Genomic DNA, 19,602 nt, shown 5'->3' with positions numbered 1-19,602 from the left:
AAGAAGATTTTTGAAAGGACTTTCAACTTTCTTTCATTTATGATAAAATAAAGGTAACAAAAGAGGAGCGTGTCAATCATGGAACAAACATTTTTTATTATAAAACCAGACGGCGTAAAACGTGGCTTGGTTGGAGAAGTACTGAAGCGCGTAGAACAACGTGGTTATAAAATCGAACGTTTGGAAATGAGAACCAATATTTCAAATGAGTTAATTGATCAGCATTATGAAGCCCTATTAACGAAAGATTTTTATCCTTCAATCCGTGATTATATGACAAGCGGACCTGTGATTATCGGTGTTTTATCGGGAAGTCAAGTGATTTCAGGTTGGCGTCACATGATGGGCGCTACTCGTCCGGAAGAAGCTCTACCGGGAACTATTCGCGGAGATTTTGCACAAGCAGCTGAAGCTAGTGAAACGATTCGAAATGTTGTTCATGGTTCAGATTCTGAAGAGTCTGCCAAACGGGAAATTGCGCTTTGGTTTGGTAATCATTAAAACATAGTAGTATAAATTCGAGAGAGTACAGATAGCGATTGCTTTTGTTCTCTCTTTTTTACTATCCGAATTGTACTGGGTGTGTTATAATAAAAAGGAATTGGAAATGTTTTAATATACTGAAAATTGATTGTTTTATCAAGGAGGAGATATGTCAGACAAACAAATTCATTTGGTTATCGTGACGGGAATGAGTGGAGCGGGAAAGACCGTGGCCATCCAGTCTTTTGAAGATTTGGGCTATTTTACGATTGATAATATGCCCCCCACGCTGGTTCCTAAATTTTTGCAGTTAATCGAAACAACGCAAGACAACGACAAGATTGCTATGGTTGTAGATATGCGTAGTCGTTCCTTCTTTTCTGAGATTCAGAAAGTTCTAGATGAGATTGAAAGTAACGCTGGACTTGATTTTAAGATTTTGTTTTTAGATGCGGCAGATACAGAATTAGTTGCACGTTACAAGGAAACGCGGCGTAGCCACCCCTTAGCAGCAGACGGTCGTATTTTAGATGGTATCAAGCTAGAACGTGAGTTACTGGCACCGTTGAAAAACATGAGTCAAAACGTGGTAGATACGACTGAATTAACACCGCGCGGGTTGCGTAAAACCATTTCTGAGCATTTTTCAGATCAGACAAAGCTTCAATCGTTTCGTATTGAGGTGGTGAGTTTTGGCTTTAAATATGGTCTTCCGCTAGATGCCGACCTTGTTTTTGATGTACGTTTTTTACCAAATCCATATTACCAACCAGAACTTCGCAATCAAACAGGACTTGATAAACCAGTTTATGATTATGTGATGAATCATACGGAGTCAGAAGAATTTTATCAGCACTTAGTGGCTCTTATCAAACCGATTTTACCGGGCTACAAAAAAGAGGGGAAATCTGTTTTAACAATTGCGGTTGGTTGTACAGGCGGTCAACACAGAAGCGTAGCTTTTGCACAACGTCTAGCAGATGATTTGGCAAGCGAATGGACCGTTCACTCATCACATCGAGACAAAGACCGCAGAAAGGAAACGGTGAATCGTTCATGAGGAGACCAAAGATTGCTGTTATTGGTGGTGGAACCGGAATTTCAGTCATTTTGAACAGTTTGCGTAAGAAAGACGTAGACATTGCTGCTATTGTGACGGTCGCTGATGACGGTGGAAGTTCGGGGGAATTGCGAAAAAACATTCAACAATTGACACCGCCCGGTGATTTGCGAAATGTTTTGGTGGCTTTATCGGACATGCCGCGCTTTTATGAAAAAGTTTTTCAATATCGCTTTGCAGCTGAAGACGGTGCTTTAGCTGGACATCCACTTGGGAACTTGATTATTGCAGGTATTTCAGAAATGCAAGGGTCGACTTACAACGCTATGCAGCTACTGACTAAGTTTTTCCACACAACTGGCAAAATTTATCCGTCTTGTGATATACCTTTAACGCTTCATGCTGTATTTACTGATGGAAGCGAAGTCGCTGGAGAAAGTCATCTCGCAGAACACCAAGGTATGATTGAACGAGTTTATGTCACCAATACCTATAATGACCAGAAGCCGGTGGCTAGTCGCAAAGTGGTAGAGACGATTTTAGAAAGTGATATGGTTGTTTTGGGACCAGGGTCATTGTTTACCTCTATCTTACCCAATATGATGATTGAAGAAATTGGACAAGCTCTTTTAGAAACAAAGGCGGAAATCGCTTATGTCTGCAATATTATGACCCAGCGTGGTGAAACCGAGCATTTTACAGATAGTGACCATGTAGCCGTTTTGCATCGACATTTAGGAAAACGATTTATTGATACTGTTTTGGTGAATATTGAGGAAGTTCCTCAAGAGTATATGAATTCTAATAAATTTGATGAGTATTTGGTGCAGGTTGAGCATGATTTTAAAGGTTTGAAAGAGCAAGTACCTCGTGTCATTTCGTCTAATTTTCTTCGCTTGGAAAATGGCGGAGCTTTTCATGATGGTGAATCAGTCGTCGATGAACTTATGCAGATTATACAGGTGCGCAAATGAGTTTTACCATTAAAGTGAAAGAAGAACTGCTTGGCCTAGGCAAAAAAGATAAAATGGAATTATCGGCTATCATTAAGATGTCAGGCAGTTTAGGAATTTCTAGTCAAGGCTTAACATTATCTGTTACGACAGAAAATGCAAAAATCGCTCGTCACATTTATGAATTGTTGGCAGCTTTTTATCAAGTCAAATCGGATATTCGTCATCATCAAAAAGCGAATCTTCGGAAAAACCGTGTTTATACTGTTTTTTTAGACGAAGGTGTGGAACAAATTTTAGCCGATTTACACTTGGCAGACTCCTTTTTTGGGATTGAAGCAGGCATTGACCAAGCTATTTTATCAGATGATGAAGCGAGCCGATCGTATTTACGAGGAGCATTTTTATCCACGGGCAGTATGCGTGATCCAGATTCTGGGAAATATCAACTGGAAATCTTATCGGTCTATTCTGACCATGCGGAAGATTTAGCAGCTTTGATGCGAAAGTTTTTATTGGATGCCAAGACAATTGAGCGCAAAAAAGGCTCAGTAACCTATCTGCAGCGAGCTGAGGACATTATGGATTTTTTGATTGTGATTGGGGCTATGAAAGCAATGACTGAGTTTGAGTCGGTCAAGCTCTTGCGAGAGGCTAGAAATGATTTGAATCGGACGAATAATGCGGAAACGGCGAATATTGCTCGAACGGTGACAGCTAGCATGAAAACCATTCATAACATTAGCAAAATCATTGACACAGTTGGTTTAGAAAGTTTGCCTGTTGATTTACAGGAAGTTGCTTATCTGCGCGTTAATCATCCTGATTATTCTATTCAGCAGCTAGCAGATAGTCTGAATAAGCCTTTGACGAAAAGTGGTGTCAATCATCGCTTGAGGAAAATCAATAAAATCGCAAATGAGTTGTAGAAAATGCAAAGAAATGGGGATTATATATTATAGGCGGAATCAATTTGAAAATTTCCATTAAAACTTTACGGTTTTCTCTTGAAGATTTTCAAAAAGTGTGATATAGTAATAAAAATTAAATAATCCTTTAAATCTGTCCCGTGAGGCAGACAAGGAGTCAAAGTATAAGATGGTATAGTACAGTGAGGCTGTTAGCAGTTTCTCTATGCTTACCTAGATTTTCTGAAGTCTCCTTGTGAAGGAGACTTTTTCTTTTAACTTTTTATACAGGAGGTTTTCCATGAAAACAAAAGAAGTTGTTGATGGTTTGACAATGAAACGTGCCATTACACGGATCACTTATGAAATCATTGAGCGCAACAAAGAGCTAGACAAGATTGTCTTAATTGGTATAAAAACACGGGGTGTTTACATTGCACAGCGGATTCAAGAACGATTAGCGCAACTTGAAAAGATTGATGTACCTATCGGTGAGTTGGATACCAAACCATTCCGCGATGATTTTAAAGTGGAAGAAGATACAACACATGTTCCTGTTGATATTACAGACCGCGAAGTCATCTTGGTAGATGATGTCCTCTATACAGGACGCACCATTCGTGCTGCTATTGATAATCTAGTTAGCTTGGGACGTCCATCACGCGTGAGCTTGGCTGTTTTAGTAGACCGTGGGCATCGTGAGTTGCCGATTCGAGCAGATTATGTGGGCAAAAACATTCCAACTAGTCGAACAGAAGAAATTATTGTGGAAATGATAGAACAGGATGGTCAAGACCGTGTCTTGATTGCGGAGGAGTTATAAGAAAATGAGTCAAGATGTGAAATATGATGTACACGATATGCCAAAACCTGGTTTGCTTGTAGGATTGTCCTTTCAGCATTTGTTTGCCATGTTTGGAGCAACGGTTCTTGTTCCAATTCTGGTTGGAATTGACCCAGCAGTTGCCTTGTTTTCAAGCGGTCTAGGAACCTTGGCACACTTAACAGTTACCAAGTACAAAGTGCCAGCTTATATGGGGTCTAGTTTCGCTTATATTGCAGCTATGCAAATGTTGATGAAAACAGACGGTATCGCAGCAGTCGCTCAAGGTGCCATTACAGGTGGTTTGGTTTACTTCATTGTAGCTCTTATTGTGAAGTTCGCTGGGAATGCTTGGATTGATAAGATTTTGCCGCCAGTTGTTGTAGGACCAATCGTTATGGTCATCGGACTAAGCCTAGCAAGCACAGCTGTAAATGATGTCATGCTAAAAGACGGTAAATACAATTTAACTTATTTCATCATTGGAATTGTCACTCTCTTTGCAGTCATCCTCTTTAATATCTATGGTAAAAAGATTGTTGGAATTATTCCAGTGCTGTTAGGCTTGATTGTCGGATATGTCTTCGCGCTCATTCTTGGAGTGGTAACAGGAGAAGAAATTATTTCCTTTGCAAAAGTCTCTCAAGCTTCATGGTTCCATGTCCCACCTATGCACCTTCCTTTCTTAGACTATAATGTAAAATTTTATCCAAGTGCAATTTTAACAATGGCTCCAATTGCCTTTGTAACTATGACGGAGCACTTTGGTCATGTTATGGTATTGAATAGCTTGACTGGAAAAGATTTCTTTAAAGACCCAGGATTGGATAAAACTCTTGCCGGAGATGGTCTTGCACAAGTTATCGCTGGGATTTTCGGTGCGCCACCAGTAACGAGTTACGGTGAAAATATCGGTGTGATGGCTCTCAATAAAATCTATAGCGTTTATGTGATTGCAGGTGCAGCAGTACTTGCGATTGTGATGAGTTTTGTCGGAAAAGTATCGGCACTCTTACAATCCATTCCAACTCCAGTTCTAGGCGGTATTTCTATTGCGCTCTTTGGAGTCATCGCTTCTAGTGGTTTGAAAATTTTAATTGAAAAACAAACAGACTTTGATAATAAGAAAAATCTGTTAATTGCCAGTGTAATTTTAGTCGCAGGGATTGGCGGCTTAACGCTTCAACTTTCAGGTCTGCAAATTTCAGGGGTTGCCTTGTCAACCGTTCTTGGTATTGTACTCTATCTTATCTTGCCTGAACCTAAAAATTAGTTTGAATTCTTAATTTTATTGAAAGAAACGCTGTATCTAATAAAAGGAGAAATACACCATGTCATCTAATCAAATCGCTCTTAAAAACGTTGTCTCTATGGAAACTCTTACCAATGAGGAAGTCTTAAGTTTAATCAAACGTGGCATTGAATTTAAAAATGGAGCAAAAGCTCATTATGATGAACAGCATATTATCGCTAATCTCTTCTTTGAGCCCTCTACGCGAACACATAAAGCCTTTGAAGTAGCGGAATTAAAGCTAGGTTGTGACCTGTTGGATTTTGATTCAAAGACCAGCTCTATCAACAAAGGAGAGACCTTATATGATACGATTTTAACCATGTCAGCGCTCGGAGTGGATGTCTGTGTCATTCGTCATCCAGAAGTGGACTATTACAAGGAATTAGTCGAAAGTCCAACGATTACAACTTCAATTGTGAATGGTGGTGATGGCTCTGGACAACATCCGAGTCAAAGTTTGCTAGATTTGATGACCATTTATCAAGAGTTTGGGCATTTTGACGGCTTGAAGATTGCGATTGCAGGCGACTTAGATCACTCGCGCGTGGCCAAGTCAAATATGCAAATCTTGAAGCGCCTGGGTGCAGAACTTTATTTTGCAGGTCCAGAGGTATGGAGAAGTGAAGAATTTGCAGCTTATGGGCAATTTGTCACACTTGATGAAGTCGTTGACCAAGTGGATGTCTTAATGCTTCTGCGCGTGCAGCACGAACGTCATGATGATGATTCACTCTTTTCAAAAGAAAATTATCATAGATTGCATGGCTTAACTCAGGAACGATATGACAGACTGAAAGATACAGCCATCATCATGCATCCAGCTCCAGTCAATCGCGATGTTGAAATTGCAGATCATCTGGTAGAAGCTCCAAAATCACGGATTGTAGAGCAAATGACCAATGGTGTATTTGTCCGTATGGCAATTATTGAGTCTGTTTTAAATGGACGAAAAGAGCAATAGACACTAAGGTATTGCTGTAAGAACAAACGGAGGGGAAAATGGAAAAACGCTTGTTAATTCTGGAAGATGGAACAGTATTTGAAGGAGAGGCATTCGGGGCTGATATTGATGTGACCGGAGAAATCGTCTTTAATACAGGTATGACCGGTTATCAAGAATCTATTACAGATCAGTCTTACAATGGGCAAATCTTGACTTTCACTTATCCGTTAATCGGAAATTATGGAATCAACCGCGACGACTATGAATCGATCACTCCTACTTGCAAGGGAGTGGTCGTTTATGAGTGGGCACGCCGAGCGAGCAATTGGCGCAATCAGATGACCCTAGACGAGTTTTTAAAGGTCAAGAAAATTCCAGGAATTGCTGGTATAGATACACGGGCATTGACGAAAATCATTCGGCAGCATGGAACGATGAAAGCAACGATAGCCAATGTAGGCGACCAAATGGTGCATCTGCAAGATCAGTTGAAGGCGACCGTTTTACCGACTGACAATATCAAACAAGTCTCAACGAAAACGCCATATCCAGCACCGGGTTCAGGTTCTAGTATCGTGCTAGTTGATTTTGGCTTGAAACATTCGATTCTTCGTGAATTAGCGGCACGCAATTGTAATGTGACAGTTGTTCCCTATGACACAAGTGCAGCAGATATTCTCCACCTTCACCCTGACGGTGTCATGTTATCCAACGGTCCAGGTAATCCAGATGATGTACCGCAAGTGCTAGACATGATTCGAGGGATTCAAGGTAAAATTCCTCTTTTTGGTATCTGCATGGGACATCAACTTTTTAGTAAGGCAAATGGAGCGCAGACCTATAAAATGAAATTCGGTCACCGTGGTTTCAATCATGCTGTCAGAGAGATTGCGACAGGGCGGATTGATTTTACCAGCCAAAATCATGGTTATGCTGTTAGTCGGGAAAATTTTCCGAGCGAGTTGTTGATTACACATGAGGAAATCAACGACAAGTCTATTGAAGGTGTGCGACATCGGTTTTTCCCTGCTTTTTCAGTGCAGTTTCACCCTGATGCTGCACCAGGGCCGCATGATGCCAGTTATCTCTTTGATGAGTTTATGGAAATGATTGATGCTTTTAAACAACAGCATAGTTCATTTTAAGCAATGGATTAGAAATAGGAGAAAGACATGCCAAAACGTACAGATATTCAGAAAATTATGGTGATTGGCTCTGGTCCCATTGTTATTGGACAGGCTGCTGAGTTTGATTATGCAGGAACGCAGGCTTGTTTGTCTTTGAAAGAAGAGGGCTACACGGTCGTTTTAGTTAATTCCAATCCTGCAACCATTATGACAGACAAGGAAATTGCTGATAAGGTTTATATTGAGCCAATCACGCTGGAATTTGTCACAAGAATTTTACGGAAAGAGCGACCAGATGCACTTCTACCGACTTTGGGTGGGCAAACAGGTCTCAATATGGCAATGGAATTATCTAAAGAAGGCATCTTGGATGAACTGGGGGTCGAACTTTTGGGAACCAAGCTGTCGGCTATTGACCAAGCTGAGGATCGTGATTTGTTCAAGCAGCTCATGGAAGAGCTGAAACAGCCTATTCCGGAATCTGAAATTGTAAATACAGTCGAAGAAGCGGTAGACTTTGCAGCGAAAATAGGCTACCCAGTCATTGTTCGCCCAGCCTTTACCTTAGGGGGAACTGGCGGCGGAATGTGTGCCAATGAGGAGGAATTGCGAGAGATTGCAGAAAATGGTCTGAAATTATCTCCGGTGACTCAGTGTTTGATTGAGCGCTCTATTGCTGGTTTCAAAGAAATTGAGTACGAAGTTATGCGTGATGCGGCTGACAATGCTTTGGTGGTCTGCAATATGGAAAATTTTGATCCAGTCGGTGTACACACAGGCGATTCCATTGTCTTTGCACCAACGCAAACTCTTTCGGATTATGAAAATCAAATGTTGCGGGATGCTAGCTTGAAAATTATTCGCGCTCTAAAAATCGAAGGTGGCTGTAATGTGCAGTTGGCATTGGATCCACATAGCTTTAATTACTATGTCATTGAAGTCAATCCGCGCGTGTCTCGTTCGTCTGCCTTGGCTTCTAAAGCGACAGGCTATCCTATTGCTAAATTGGCTGCAAAAATCGCCGTTGGCTTAACACTAGATGAAGTTATCAATCCGGTCACAGGTACAACTTATGCTATGTTTGAACCGGCTCTGGACTATGTGGTAGCGAAGATTCCACGTTTTCCTTTTGATAAATTTGAACATGGAGAACGTCATCTGGGAACGCAAATGAAAGCAACAGGAGAAGTCATGGCTATTGGACGTAATATCGAAGAAAGTTTGCTCAAAGCCTGCCGTTCTCTGGAAATTGGTGTTGATCATAATGAAATGCCAGAACTAAATCTAGTGGCAGATGATGATTTACTGGAAAAAGTCGTCAAAGCTCAGGATGATCGTCTTTTCTATATATCTGAAGCAATCCGCCGTGGCTATGATATCGAAGAAATTGCAAAACTAACCAAGATTGATTTGTTCTTTCTGGATAAGTTACTTCACATCCATGAATTAGAGCAGGAGTTAATGACTCATATTGGAGATGCAAATCTGCTTAGGCAGGCTAAGCAAAACGGCTTTGCAGATACTAAGTTAGCTCAGCTTTGGAAAACGACAGCAGAAGAAGTACGTCAATTTCGTAAAGAAGAGCAGGTTCTTCCAGTTTATAAAATGGTTGATACCTGTGCAGCTGAGTTTGAATCAAGCACACCATATTTTTATTCTACTTATGCTTTTGAAAATGAATCAATCAAGTCAGAAAAAGAGTCTGTTCTAGTGTTGGGATCTGGACCTATTCGGATTGGTCAAGGAGTAGAATTTGACTATGCGACCGTGCACTCGGTCAAGGCTATTCAAGCAACTGGCTATGAAGCAATCATTATGAATAGTAATCCTGAAACGGTCTCAACAGATTTTTCGGTTTCTGATAAGCTTTACTTTGAACCCTTGACTTTTGAAGATGTCATGAATGTCATTGAACTGGAAAAACCTAAGGGAGTTATCGTTCAGTTTGGTGGACAAACCGCTATCAATCTAGCTGAACCATTGTCAAAAGCTGGTGTGAAAATTTTAGGTACTCAAGTGGCTGATCTTGACCGTGCAGAAGATCGTGATTTGTTTGAACAGGCTCTTAAGGATTTGAATATTCCGCAGCCACCAGGTCAGACAGCGACGAATGAAGAAGAAGCGGTAGCAGCTGCTCGTAAGATTGGTTTTCCTGTTTTGGTTCGTCCGTCCTACGTTCTAGGTGGTCGGGCTATGGAGATTGTCGAGAATGAAGCAGATCTTCGTTCTTATATGCGAACTGCTGTCAAGGCTAGCCCTGATCATCCGGTGTTGGTGGACTCTTACATTGTCGGTAAGGAATGTGAGGTAGATGCTATTTCAGACGGTCGTCAGGTCTTGATTCCAGGGATTATGGAGCATATTGAACGGGCTGGAGTTCACTCAGGTGATTCTATGGCTGTTTATCCTCCGCAAACCTTATCTGCTCAAGTGCAGCAGACTATCGCCGATTATACTAAGAAATTGGCTATCGGACTTCACTGTATCGGTATGATGAACATTCAGTTTGTCATCAAAGATGAGAAGGTTTATGTCATTGAGGTCAATCCTCGTGCTAGCCGGACGGTGCCATTCTTGTCGAAAGTGACAAATATTCCTATGGCACAGGTGGCAACTCAACTGATTTTAGGTCAAACTTTGGCGGAGCTAGGGTATGAAGACGGTCTTTATCCAGAAAGCAAACAAGTACATGTAAAAGCGCCAGTTTTTTCCTTTACCAAGTTAGCCAAGGTAGATAGCCTTCTTGGTCCTGAAATGAAATCGACAGGTGAGGTTATGGGAACAGATGCAACTCTTGAAAAAGCTTTATACAAGGCTTTTGAAGCTTCTTATCTACATCTTCCAAACTTTGGCAATGTTGTCTTTACGATTGCAGATGAAAATAAGGAAGAAGCCCTCACATTAGCGAAGCGTTTTGCAGCGATCGGATATAGCATTCTAGCAACACAAGGCACAGCGAAATTCTTTGAAGAAAATGGTGTTTTGACGCAATTGGTTGAAAAAATTGGTACAGATGATCATAATGATATTCCAGCCTTTATTCGCAAAGGTAAGGTTCAGGCGATTATCAATACAGTCGGAACAAAACGAACAGCAGATGAACACGGTCAGGCTATCCGTCAATCAGCCATTGAGCATGGAGTGCCGCTATTTACAGCACTTGATACAGCTAATGCAATGCTAAAGGTCTTAGAAAGTCGTAGCTTTATGACAGAAGCAATTTAGAGCGGTATTCTTTTTGTCATGATATTAAGTTCTATGCAAACCTTTTCAATTCGTAAAAAATCTGATATAATGAGAATGAAAAAAAGTTATTAGAGGAGAGTAGCATGTCTAAAAAAATTATTGGGATTGACCTAGGTGGTACGTCGGTGAAGTTTGCGATTCTGACCCAAGAAGGAGAAGTTCAAGAAAAATGGTCTATTAAGACAAATATTTTAGATGAAGGCAGTCATATTGTTGATGATATGATTGAATCGATTAACCATCGCTTGCATTTATTAAACCTTTCAGCTGAAGATTTCATAGGAATCGGCATGGGCTCGCCTGGCGTTGTGGATCGTGAAAAAGGAACCGTTATTGGGGCTTATAATCTCAATTGGAAAACTTTACAACCTGTAAAAGAAAAGATTGAGAAAGCAACTGGTATTTCTTTCTTTATTGATAATGACGCAAATGTAGCTGCTCTTGGCGAACGTTGGAAAGGTGCTGGTGAAAACCAACCAGATGTTGTGTTTATGACTCTTGGAACAGGTGTCGGTGGCGGTATTGTTGCGGAAGGAAAATTACTGCACGGTATAGCTGGAGCAGCTGGAGAGCTGGGACATATCACAGTTGATTTTGATCAGCCGATTCTCTGTACTTGTGGTAAAAAAGGTTGCCTAGAAACCGTAGCTTCTGCAACGGGAATTGTCAATTTAACGCGCCGCTACGCTGATGAATATGCTGGTGATGCAGAGCTGAAACAATTGATTGACAACGGCGAAGACGTTAATGCAAAAATTGTTTTTGATTTGGCTAAAGCTGGTGATGAGCTAGCTCTCATTGTTTATCGGAATTTTGCACGTTATCTTGGTATTGCTTGTGCGAATATCGGCTCAATCTTAAATCCGTCAACAATTGTCATCGGTGGTGGCGTCTCTGCAGCAGGTGAATTTTTACTAGACGGTGTTCGTAAGTTCTATGAAGAAAATTCTTTCCCCCAAGTGCGTACATCCACAAAACTTGCACTTGCAACTCTTGGAAATGATGCAGGAGTCATTGGAGCAGCTTCATTGGTTCTTCAATAATTCTACTAAAATGGAAAAAATAATCCAAATAAGGCATTTACAATTATTACAAAATTTGTTATGATATTAGTTAGTGTGTAATGGAAGCACTAGAAAACGACTAATCCGCTGTGGTCTTGAACTGTAAGATTAGTAAGATAGGAGAAGAAAAATGAATCCATTAATCCAAAGTTTGACTGAAGGTCAACTTCGTACTGATATTCCTGCATTCCGTCCTGGTGACACTGTTCGTGTTCACGCGAAAGTTGTCGAAGGAAATCGCGAACGTATCCAAATCTTCGAAGGTGTGGTTATCGCTCGTAAAGGTGCTGGTATTTCAGAAAACTATACTGTTCGTAAAATTTCTAACGGTGTAGGTGTTGAACGTATCTTCCCACTTCACACACCACGTGTTGAAAAGATTGAAGTTGTTCGTTACGGTAAAGTACGTCGTGCGAAATTGTATTACCTTCGTGCATTGCAAGGTAAAGCAGCGCGTATTAAAGAAATTCGCCGTTAATGTGGAATTAACTCTGTCACTTGGCAGAGTTTTTCTCTAGTCCCCTTAGTTCAATGGATATAACAACTCCCTCCTAAGGAGTAGTTGCTGGTTCGATTCCGGCAGGGGACATATTTCAAAGGCTTCAAACGTTGATAAATCAGCGTTTCTTTTATTTTTGTTCAAAATTTGTTCAAAATAGTTTTTACTGGCTTAAACCGTGGAAAAAGTCACGGATTTTATTGTCTTCACGGATAGCTTTTTCTTTGATTAAATGCCCGTAAGTCTCACTGATTTGCTGAATATCTTTATGTCCCATATTCTTGGCGATTGCCCAGATGTCTATATCCATTGCCAGAAGTGTGCTTGCGTAAGTATGTCTTAAACCTGTACTAGTCATATTTGAAGGAGTAATAGACAATTCAGATAGTATCTTCTTTAATTGTTTATTGACTGCTGAATTTGTAGGTAGTCCAGATTGTTTATCAAAGAACAAACATTTGTCTGGATTAGAAACTTGATGGCTTCTTAAAACATACCTTTGTTCAGCCTTTAGTTTTTGTAAAATAGAGACTGTAGTATCATCAATCGGAACGTCACGGATAGAAGTTTCTGTTTTAGCTTTTGTCCAGCGTTTTCTTGTGCAATCATAGCGTCTATATGTTTTAATGGTCTTATTTTCAATATGGATACAATCCCAAGTTAAGCCAAGAACTTCTCCAAACCGCATACCTGTTTTCAGTTGGATATATAAGAGGTATGGAATGACGGATTCTTGATAATCGAGGAGATATTCTAGATACTGACAAAGTTTTTTATAATCTTCTAAGCTATGGATATATCTTTCATTCTTAGACTTTGGTGATTCTCTGCCAGATAGTACAACCCCTTCTGTGAATAAATCTATACTAAGCTTATCTTGTCTAGCAAAAATAAGGACACTTCGTATCTCTGCATTTAGGCGGCTGACATTATCACGACAATTTGTTTCAGCGTATTTATTGATAAATGCTTGATATTGGCTGGATGTGATGGATACAGCAGGTGAATCTCCAAAGTATTTTTGAATAAACTTTCCACGCAAGCGATGCTTGTTTTGTGTAGAATCCATTTTATTGAGTGGGATGATTTTTAAATGGTACCATTTTTCCCACAGTTGAAAGAGACTGATGTTTTTATCAATGACCTTTCCTTGATGTAATTTAATTTCTTGGGTCAAACCTTCAATTTCAGCTTCTTTTTTGGTTTTAAATCCTGATTTTGATGTAATATAGTTCCCTTTTTTGTCAGTGATCCGATAAGACCACTTCCCTTTTTTCCCTCCGCGTTGCGTAATGTATAGTGACATGGTTACCTCTTTTCTAAGAAATCGATAACCAAGGTTTTATCTTGGTTATCTTATCATAATTCAAAAATTTTTGCAAAATGATCCTCGAAAAATTCTTTGGTTTTGCTTGCCAGAAAGTAATAGCGTCCGCCTTGACTATCTGGGTATTTCACAAAGCCATTGCTATTTTTATCAATGTCAATTTGCTTACGAATCTCAGGCTTATAGAGCACGTTTTCGAGTAGCCATGGACGAGAGACAGAAAGAAGCTCTAAAACCTCAGAGAGCGTTAGATAACGCCCTTTTGAGGAGATTTTTTTGAGTTCTTCATATTCGGAACGGTCAACGATAATTTTATCGGATGGGAGTTGTATCGTAATATTTTTTAAGTCAATTTGTAGGGTGGTTGGTTTCATAGGCAGTTAGTCCGTATCCATTTCTTGGTCAATGATGGTCACATCTTTGATGTGTCTGCTCTCGCGATAGCGTTTTGATTCTATAAATTTTGTAAAAAAGTAGGTATTAGTCATAATCAATGTTAGCATGCGAGAGCTGTTGTATCTGGCATAGATCACGAGGTCTTGAAATTCGGTGAAATTGTAATCGTTAATAAGGTCAATGGTTTCATTGATAAAGCGCTCAGATTGTTGTTCAACTAAGAACCGATCAAGGTCAAACCCTGCACCGCTTTCGATATCTTCGACATCATAAGGTGTTTTTTCTGGGTTTTGTGCATGAGTAAAATAATCAAACATTCCCGTTGGAGAGAAGACAATTTGCACCTTTTTAGGAGTGTTTAGATTTTCGGTAAGAAGTTCTGATACTTGCGTATAGCTCTTCAAAGAATCAAAGAAGAGAGCCCCGTGTTTATGGGCTTTTAATAGTTCACCCGTTTTTTTGTCCACATCTTGGTCATGCCATGGGCTCAAAATATAAGGGACTTGCATTTCTTCTAAAATGTCAATATAGTTTTCGGGCGCACTTTCTTTGTAGAGGAGAAAAGCCCACTTGTTAGAACGTTTTGTTAGAGGCATAATAGATCAACCTTTCTAATGATTTGATTATTGATTATTGAACTACTGGGGGTCGTAGTAACCCCAGTAGTTCCTATCGCCATTTCCCGCTTATCAGCGGGAACCGTCACCAGAATAGAAAAGACTACGCTATTTCTATTCTGCTTCCTGTTTGAAATGGGGTGCTTTTCTGCGGCTCTTTGTCTGTTCCGACAAAGCCGCAGAAGCACCTATTTTGTGCGAGTACCAATGGCTTGATAAACGCGGTAGCTTTCAAGCGTGAAATCATTAAAGCTATAAGCAGGGTCCAGCTCTGTCAAATGATTTTTAATATCGGGCAATAACTCTTTGACAATTTTCATAGCTTTATGATTGGCAGGTAACTTTATAGAAGTGATGATTTTATCTTCTTCACATTCGACTGTTAAAGACAATAGCGAGCGATTGGCAAGACGTTTATCGGCAACGCTATAAGGAATCTTATCTTGTCCGATATTCAGAGACTTTTCAGAGGTGGTATATGCAAATCTTCTGATTTTATTTGTGTAATAAAGAGATTTCCACATATTGAGTTTTTGATTTAGCAACCATTTTATCGCTGTTATCCCAAGAAGTAATAGGAACAGTCTCAATGCGAGAGCTAACAGTTTAGCAGAAAGAAAAGTAAAGATATTTGTGATGATCAAAGGTGTTTGAAAAACAACTAAGCATAATTTGAGGAGAAGTCCGCCTCCGCCTGTTAGAAGCAAGGGTATGAGTAAAATATAAAATATGTTATAAAAATTTATGGATTTGAATGAAAGTTTAAAAGTATTCATAAGAATAGAATCTCCTTTATCAATAGGTAGGCGTCAGTAGTGGCATAATGTGATTGTTGTGCTGATCATCTGTAAACTTGATGATACCCGTCCCAATGCCAGCTGGGACAACAATATTGTCAATATTTGCATGAGGCAATAAGAACTGCGTTGTATTCGTGTTGATGTCACCTAGAATAATGGCGCAATTGATTTGTTCTCGAACGGCTGTATTTCCACCAAAGGCAGTTGCGTCAAAGCGTTGAGAGATGAGAATTAAGCTGACTTGTGTCTCACGTCCTAACAGGGCAATCGTTCCAAGTAATTGAGAGAAAGTATCTCTTGCCTGCTTCGAGCTGCCTTGCACCAAGGCAAGGAGTTCATCAATTACAACGTAAATCTTTGAAAAATTTGTACTAGGATTGATAAGCAATTTCTGTTGCCGCTCGTAAATCTTGTTTATCACTCGTCCTAGAAGTTCGTTGATTTCTGTAATGAAGCTATTTAGATTAGAACCAAAAGTGGGAGATAAAACTTCTAAGTTTAGTTCTCTTCCTAGTTTGTAAATTTGAGATAATTTTGGATCAACGAGCAAGAGATGAGTAGCAGTATCAGCGTTTAAGCATCTAATTAAATATTCAGTGAATTTTGATTTTCCTGACCCCGATGAACCGCTAACGGCTAGGTGAACAATGTTGTCCATATTTAAACTGACCTTGTTTGCCATGATTGGAATGCGGTTGCTAGTTACTTCTGTAGCAATAAACTGGTCAATATTTTCAATCATTAGACGCTCTGGAATCCCGTCAATCCAAGGAAAAAAGAGGGCTCGTGCGAGGTTGGGCTCTTCGGGGTCGTAAGGAACAAAGTAAGCATTGGTCTGCGGTAACAAAGTTTTGTAAGGGTATAAAATTCCTGAACAGATTGCGTATATCTTCATATAAAGCTGATTGTCAAGGGAGTAGGAAACGGGCAGATTTGGCAGATAGAGAAAGCCGCGGTCATTGCCAGCCAGACGAATCATAAACGAATTTGTATAGCTCGTCTCACCGTTGACATCGAGGGCATTGTTTAGGTTTCGTTGAATAAAAGTGCATAACTCATGGGGGTCACGGAAGGCCCCACTAGATGCGGTTTGGTCTAGTGGGTTTCGTGACAGTTGAGCCTGCTTTTGATGTTGCATGCTCAAACTCATGATTTCACCTCATGTACTTCATCAGCACGGAAGTAGATATTGTAACGAACTTCGCAGGCTTCTAAGTTGTCAAAGCTGACGGCAGACAAGTAGCTTGGTAGCGCAATCTTTTTAGCGAATTTCACCGTAAAAGGTGGCAGCCCTTCTTGCGTGAACCAAGCGCGATAAGCTACAATCTCATCTGTACGATGATTATTTTCAAAACGATATTGCGGTTCTAGCTCTGTACTCAAGAGATAAATCTCTTTGTTTGAATCAAGTGTATGATTAGCGAGTTCTGAACTATAACCAGATTGAGTGATTTTCCTCATGGGCGGAAAACCTCCTTGTTAGTTTTTATTTTTGCAAGTGGGCCCCTTGCCTGAGTATAAGTATAGCAATCTGAGGCTGGATTGATAGGACTTGTCAAGTCGTATTTAGAGTTGTTTTGAGCATAAGAAAAAGCCTTATTTGAGAGAGTGACATCTCTAAAAGGCTTTAAATGGATATTTCAAGAGCATGACTTGAGAAGTCCAAGTTCTTGAAAAAATTTACCTAAAAAATAGAATTTCTACAGATTTTTTACAGATAAGGTTTTAAGATAAGCAGATCTTTGAGAAGAAAAATACTTGTCAGAAGTATCTTCCTTGAACACTTCACTATTAAAATATTGAAGCTCTATATCTCCGTGTGAATTTAGTTGAATATCACTTAGTCTGTCTAGATAGCTGTTACTCGCTTCAAGCAATTCAATAAGTCCTAAGATATAAGCCTCAGATTCAATGAATTTATCATAAGTATCTTTATTTTTTCCGTTTGTTAGATTTTGAAATTCTATAAATGCTTCCATTTCTAAATCTTGAATAATTAATTGATAAACCCTCTTCCCTAATGAAAATTGAATAAAATTTTTTCTATCTTCTAAAATAGGAATCAGTGTGTATTCAATAAAAGAAATTATAAATTTATCAAAATAGCGAAAATTGGCTTCTGTATACTTCACGACAAATTGTTTTTTTTCTTTACTTTCGTACCTTAGAGGTTGGTTGATTAAAAAAGAGAATTTATCAACTAAAGTATCAGAGAGGGCTAATTGACAAAAATAAAAGATAGCACCTTCAAAAGCATTGACATGTCGCTCCTTATAATGAATATCCAGTAATGTAGGAGTATATTCTCCCAACTGATACTCTATAAATTCTGCGTGAGCATCTTCCTGTGAAAAGACTTGTTCATATGCTTGATAACTAGCATAGGGGACATATTCTTGTAGTGTCTCTTCAACTAGTTCTCTTGCTTTTTCTCTATTTTCCTCCCTATCAAAACAAGCTTCTTCAAATTGATGATCTAATATATCTCGAAATAAATTTGCCAGAAAATGGAATTTCCAACTAAACATATCCATTTCTTCATCTGTTCCCCAATAAATTTCAGATACATTTAAAAATTCTAAGTTTTCTCGTTTTTCTTTTTTAAACTTTATACCTTCTTTATCTTCTTCATTTTGATAAATCACTTTATCTTCCATATATTTCATATTGAGAAGGATAGAGTTGGCAATAGCTGGAGATAAAAACTCAGAAGTAACATCAATGTCATTAGTTGTTAAGAGTTTGATAATTTTTTGAGTTTTATTTGGATATAGTTTTCCTTTGGTCAATTTAGAAACTTTTTTCCCTGCTCTTTTTTGCTCTAGACGTTTCTGATTAATAGAATCTATTCTATTATTTATTCTTTTTTGTGATTCTGAGTAGAAATAGTTCTTTAAATGATAAAACAATTTACTTCCCTCCTTTAATCGGATTTTTTCAGTTGAAATTATATCAAAAAATCTCTAGTCTGTCTTGTGAATGGTGTTGTAAAATACAATTAAGAAAGCCAGAAAGGAGGGAAGTTCCTGTGAAATCGAAAGATGACTTCAAAAAAGAGTTGGATAATTATCAAAAAATGGTACCTTGTTTACAATTGCGATTTAAAGATACGTTGACAGAATTAATGAATTATTTTCAACTTACTAATAGGAAATTAGCAGAGCTTTCCTCTTTGGGTGAAAAGACAGTCTCGCAATTAAGGAAAGGAGTAGTTGATAAACCACAGTTAGAAACGATTATTGCTATTTGTGTTGCGTTGCAATTACCAACATTTATTAGCCACTCCTTAATTGAAACAGCAGGCTATAAATTGCAACCGTATGGTAAAGACATCTATTATCAATACTTTTTAGATAAAGCTAGTCAAAAACAGATGAGCATAGAGGATTGTAATGACTTGTTAATCAAAATAAAAGAGGAACCGTTGACAAAAATGGCAAAAGAATTGATAAAAAATGAAAAATAAAAACAACTTAAAGTCTAAGTTCAAAATCTTAGTTCTAAGTTGTTTTTTTATTTATAGATTGATTTAAAACGCTCAACTCTCTAATAATACGGTAATGGCATCAATCACTTTCTTTTGTTTTTCTTGTGGGAGTGATTTCAGATGTTGCACCAATTGGGTCAAATCATCTTCTTTTTCCTTATCTGGTACCATATCAAAAAAGGTTTCAATATCAACTTCTAGGGCTTGCATCACTCTTTCAAGAGTGTTGATTTTGACATTTGGGGCAAGATGCTCTAGTTTATAAACGTAATTTGTGCCTAAATCCGCTCGTTCTTCCAGTTGTTCTTGGGTCATTCCTCTTTCTAATCTTAAAAGGCGGATTCTTTTCCCAATGTAATCTCGTAATAATTCTTTCATATCGTACCTCTTTTTCTCCATGATACCGATTTTTAGGGAGAAAGATAACTTCTCAAAAGGTTGATTAATAACTTTACAAGATTAGTTTTAGGTGCTATAATCAATCTGTTACAACTTTTTAAGGTTGGATAGGGGAACGGAACGTTTTTCTCAAAAATTTTTCAAAAATCATGCTAAATACTTGACAAAAACGCTTG

At 38.9% G+C, this 19,602-nt stretch carries 20 protein-coding genes and 1 tRNA gene; 13 read left to right on the top strand and 8 right to left on the bottom strand.

Features of this window, described 5'->3' with window-relative positions; translation table 11 throughout:
* Positions 1 to 78 precede the first annotated feature (78 nt).
* From ndk to EL079_RS03515, 12 genes are all read left to right on the top strand, one after another.
* Positions 79 to 501 (top strand): nucleoside-diphosphate kinase, encoded by a 423-nt coding sequence (gene ndk / locus EL079_RS03570; RefSeq protein WP_003030661.1) that lies wholly within the window; start codon positions 79 to 81, stop codon positions 499 to 501.
* 151 nt (positions 502 to 652) lie between these two features.
* Positions 653 to 1,543, top strand: a complete 891-nt coding sequence (gene rapZ / locus EL079_RS03565; RefSeq protein WP_003030653.1) for an RNase adapter RapZ — start codon at positions 653 to 655, stop codon at positions 1,541 to 1,543.
* Positions 1,540 to 2,517: a YvcK family protein gene (locus tag EL079_RS03560; RefSeq protein WP_003030625.1), complete on the top strand. Its 978-nt coding sequence runs from the start codon at positions 1,540 to 1,542 to the stop codon at positions 2,515 to 2,517. The genes rapZ and EL079_RS03560 overlap by 4 nt, the downstream gene beginning before the upstream one ends.
* Positions 2,514 to 3,425, top strand: coding sequence for a DNA-binding protein WhiA (whiA, locus tag EL079_RS03555; protein ID WP_003030645.1), 912 nt, complete (start codon positions 2,514 to 2,516; stop codon positions 3,423 to 3,425). Before EL079_RS03560 ends, whiA begins: the two co-directional genes overlap by 4 nt.
* A 280-nt stretch (positions 3,426 to 3,705) precedes the next feature.
* Positions 3,706 to 4,227 (top strand): bifunctional pyr operon transcriptional regulator/uracil phosphoribosyltransferase PyrR, encoded by a 522-nt coding sequence (gene pyrR / locus EL079_RS03550; RefSeq protein WP_003024846.1) that lies wholly within the window; start codon positions 3,706 to 3,708, stop codon positions 4,225 to 4,227.
* Positions 4,228 to 4,231: 4 nt separating this feature from the next.
* Complete coding sequence (locus EL079_RS03545) at positions 4,232 to 5,500, top strand: uracil-xanthine permease family protein (protein WP_003030641.1); 1,269 nt, start codon at positions 4,232 to 4,234, stop codon at positions 5,498 to 5,500.
* A gap of 58 nt (positions 5,501 to 5,558) precedes the next feature.
* Positions 5,559 to 6,482, top strand: coding sequence for an aspartate carbamoyltransferase catalytic subunit (locus tag EL079_RS03540; protein WP_003030623.1), 924 nt, complete (start codon positions 5,559 to 5,561; stop codon positions 6,480 to 6,482).
* A 38-nt stretch (positions 6,483 to 6,520) separates the two neighbouring features.
* Positions 6,521 to 7,609, top strand: coding sequence for a carbamoyl phosphate synthase small subunit (locus EL079_RS03535; protein WP_003030647.1), 1,089 nt, complete (start codon positions 6,521 to 6,523; stop codon positions 7,607 to 7,609).
* A gap of 27 nt (positions 7,610 to 7,636) precedes the next feature.
* Positions 7,637 to 10,816, top strand: coding sequence for a carbamoyl-phosphate synthase large subunit (gene carB / locus EL079_RS03530; RefSeq protein WP_003030643.1), 3,180 nt, complete (start codon positions 7,637 to 7,639; stop codon positions 10,814 to 10,816).
* A gap of 104 nt (positions 10,817 to 10,920) precedes the next feature.
* Complete coding sequence (locus EL079_RS03525; RefSeq protein ID WP_003030959.1) at positions 10,921 to 11,880, top strand: ROK family glucokinase; 960 nt, start codon at positions 10,921 to 10,923, stop codon at positions 11,878 to 11,880.
* Positions 11,881 to 12,031: 151 nt separating this feature from the next.
* Positions 12,032 to 12,379 (top strand): 50S ribosomal protein L19, encoded by a 348-nt coding sequence (gene rplS, locus EL079_RS03520; protein ID WP_003024326.1) that lies wholly within the window; start codon positions 12,032 to 12,034, stop codon positions 12,377 to 12,379.
* 39 nt (positions 12,380 to 12,418) lie between these two features.
* Positions 12,419 to 12,490 (top strand) — tRNA-Arg (locus tag EL079_RS03515).
* A 73-nt stretch (positions 12,491 to 12,563) separates the two neighbouring features.
* Here EL079_RS03515 and EL079_RS03510 read toward each other — a convergent pair.
* The 7 genes from EL079_RS03510 to EL079_RS03480 all read right to left on the bottom strand — a co-directional run bounded on the left by EL079_RS03510 (position 12,564) and on the right by EL079_RS03480 (position 18,449).
* Positions 12,564 to 13,706 carry a site-specific integrase gene (locus EL079_RS03510; RefSeq protein WP_022524408.1) on the bottom strand — a complete coding sequence of 381 codons (1,143 nt, stop codon included), beginning with the start codon at positions 13,704 to 13,706 and terminating at the stop codon, positions 12,564 to 12,566.
* A gap of 53 nt (positions 13,707 to 13,759) precedes the next feature.
* On the bottom strand, positions 13,760 to 14,101 hold the full coding sequence (locus tag EL079_RS03505; protein WP_003041917.1) for a DUF771 domain-containing protein: 342 nt from the start codon (positions 14,099 to 14,101) through the stop codon (positions 13,760 to 13,762).
* A gap of 6 nt (positions 14,102 to 14,107) precedes the next feature.
* Positions 14,108 to 14,719: a replication protein gene (locus EL079_RS03500; RefSeq protein WP_003032274.1), complete on the bottom strand. Its 612-nt coding sequence runs from the start codon at positions 14,717 to 14,719 to the stop codon at positions 14,108 to 14,110.
* Between the two features lie 209 nt (positions 14,720 to 14,928).
* A complete protein-coding gene (locus EL079_RS03495) occupies positions 14,929 to 15,516 on the bottom strand; it encodes a hypothetical protein (protein ID WP_003032278.1) in 588 nt (195 codons plus the stop codon).
* Between the two features lie 19 nt (positions 15,517 to 15,535).
* Entirely contained in the window at positions 15,536 to 16,690 is a 1,155-nt protein-coding gene (locus EL079_RS03490) for a helicase HerA domain-containing protein (protein ID WP_003032275.1), read from the bottom strand.
* A complete protein-coding gene (locus EL079_RS03485; protein WP_003024337.1) occupies positions 16,687 to 17,001 on the bottom strand; it encodes a hypothetical protein in 315 nt (104 codons plus the stop codon). The genes EL079_RS03490 and EL079_RS03485 overlap by 4 nt, the downstream gene beginning before the upstream one ends.
* 239 nt (positions 17,002 to 17,240) lie before the next feature.
* Positions 17,241 to 18,449, bottom strand: coding sequence for a hypothetical protein (locus EL079_RS03480; RefSeq protein ID WP_018543461.1), 1,209 nt, complete (start codon positions 18,447 to 18,449; stop codon positions 17,241 to 17,243).
* A gap of 119 nt (positions 18,450 to 18,568) precedes the next feature.
* Between EL079_RS03480 and EL079_RS03475 the strand changes: the two genes are divergently transcribed.
* Positions 18,569 to 19,006 carry a helix-turn-helix domain-containing protein gene (locus EL079_RS03475; protein ID WP_018543462.1) on the top strand — a complete coding sequence of 146 codons (438 nt, stop codon included), beginning with the start codon at positions 18,569 to 18,571 and terminating at the stop codon, positions 19,004 to 19,006.
* Positions 19,007 to 19,078: 72 nt separating this feature from the next.
* Here EL079_RS03475 and EL079_RS03470 read toward each other — a convergent pair whose 3' ends face one another.
* Complete coding sequence (locus EL079_RS03470) at positions 19,079 to 19,405, bottom strand: helix-turn-helix domain-containing protein (protein WP_003031298.1); 327 nt, start codon at positions 19,403 to 19,405, stop codon at positions 19,079 to 19,081.
* Positions 19,406 to 19,602 lie beyond the last annotated feature (197 nt).

The sequence above is a fragment of the Streptococcus anginosus genome (assembly GCF_900636475.1).
GTDB classification, from domain to species: Bacteria; Bacillota; Bacilli; order Lactobacillales; family Streptococcaceae; genus Streptococcus; species Streptococcus anginosus.
Note: the sequence above shows the minus strand (reverse complement) of the source record. Positions and strands in the feature narration are given on the sequence as shown.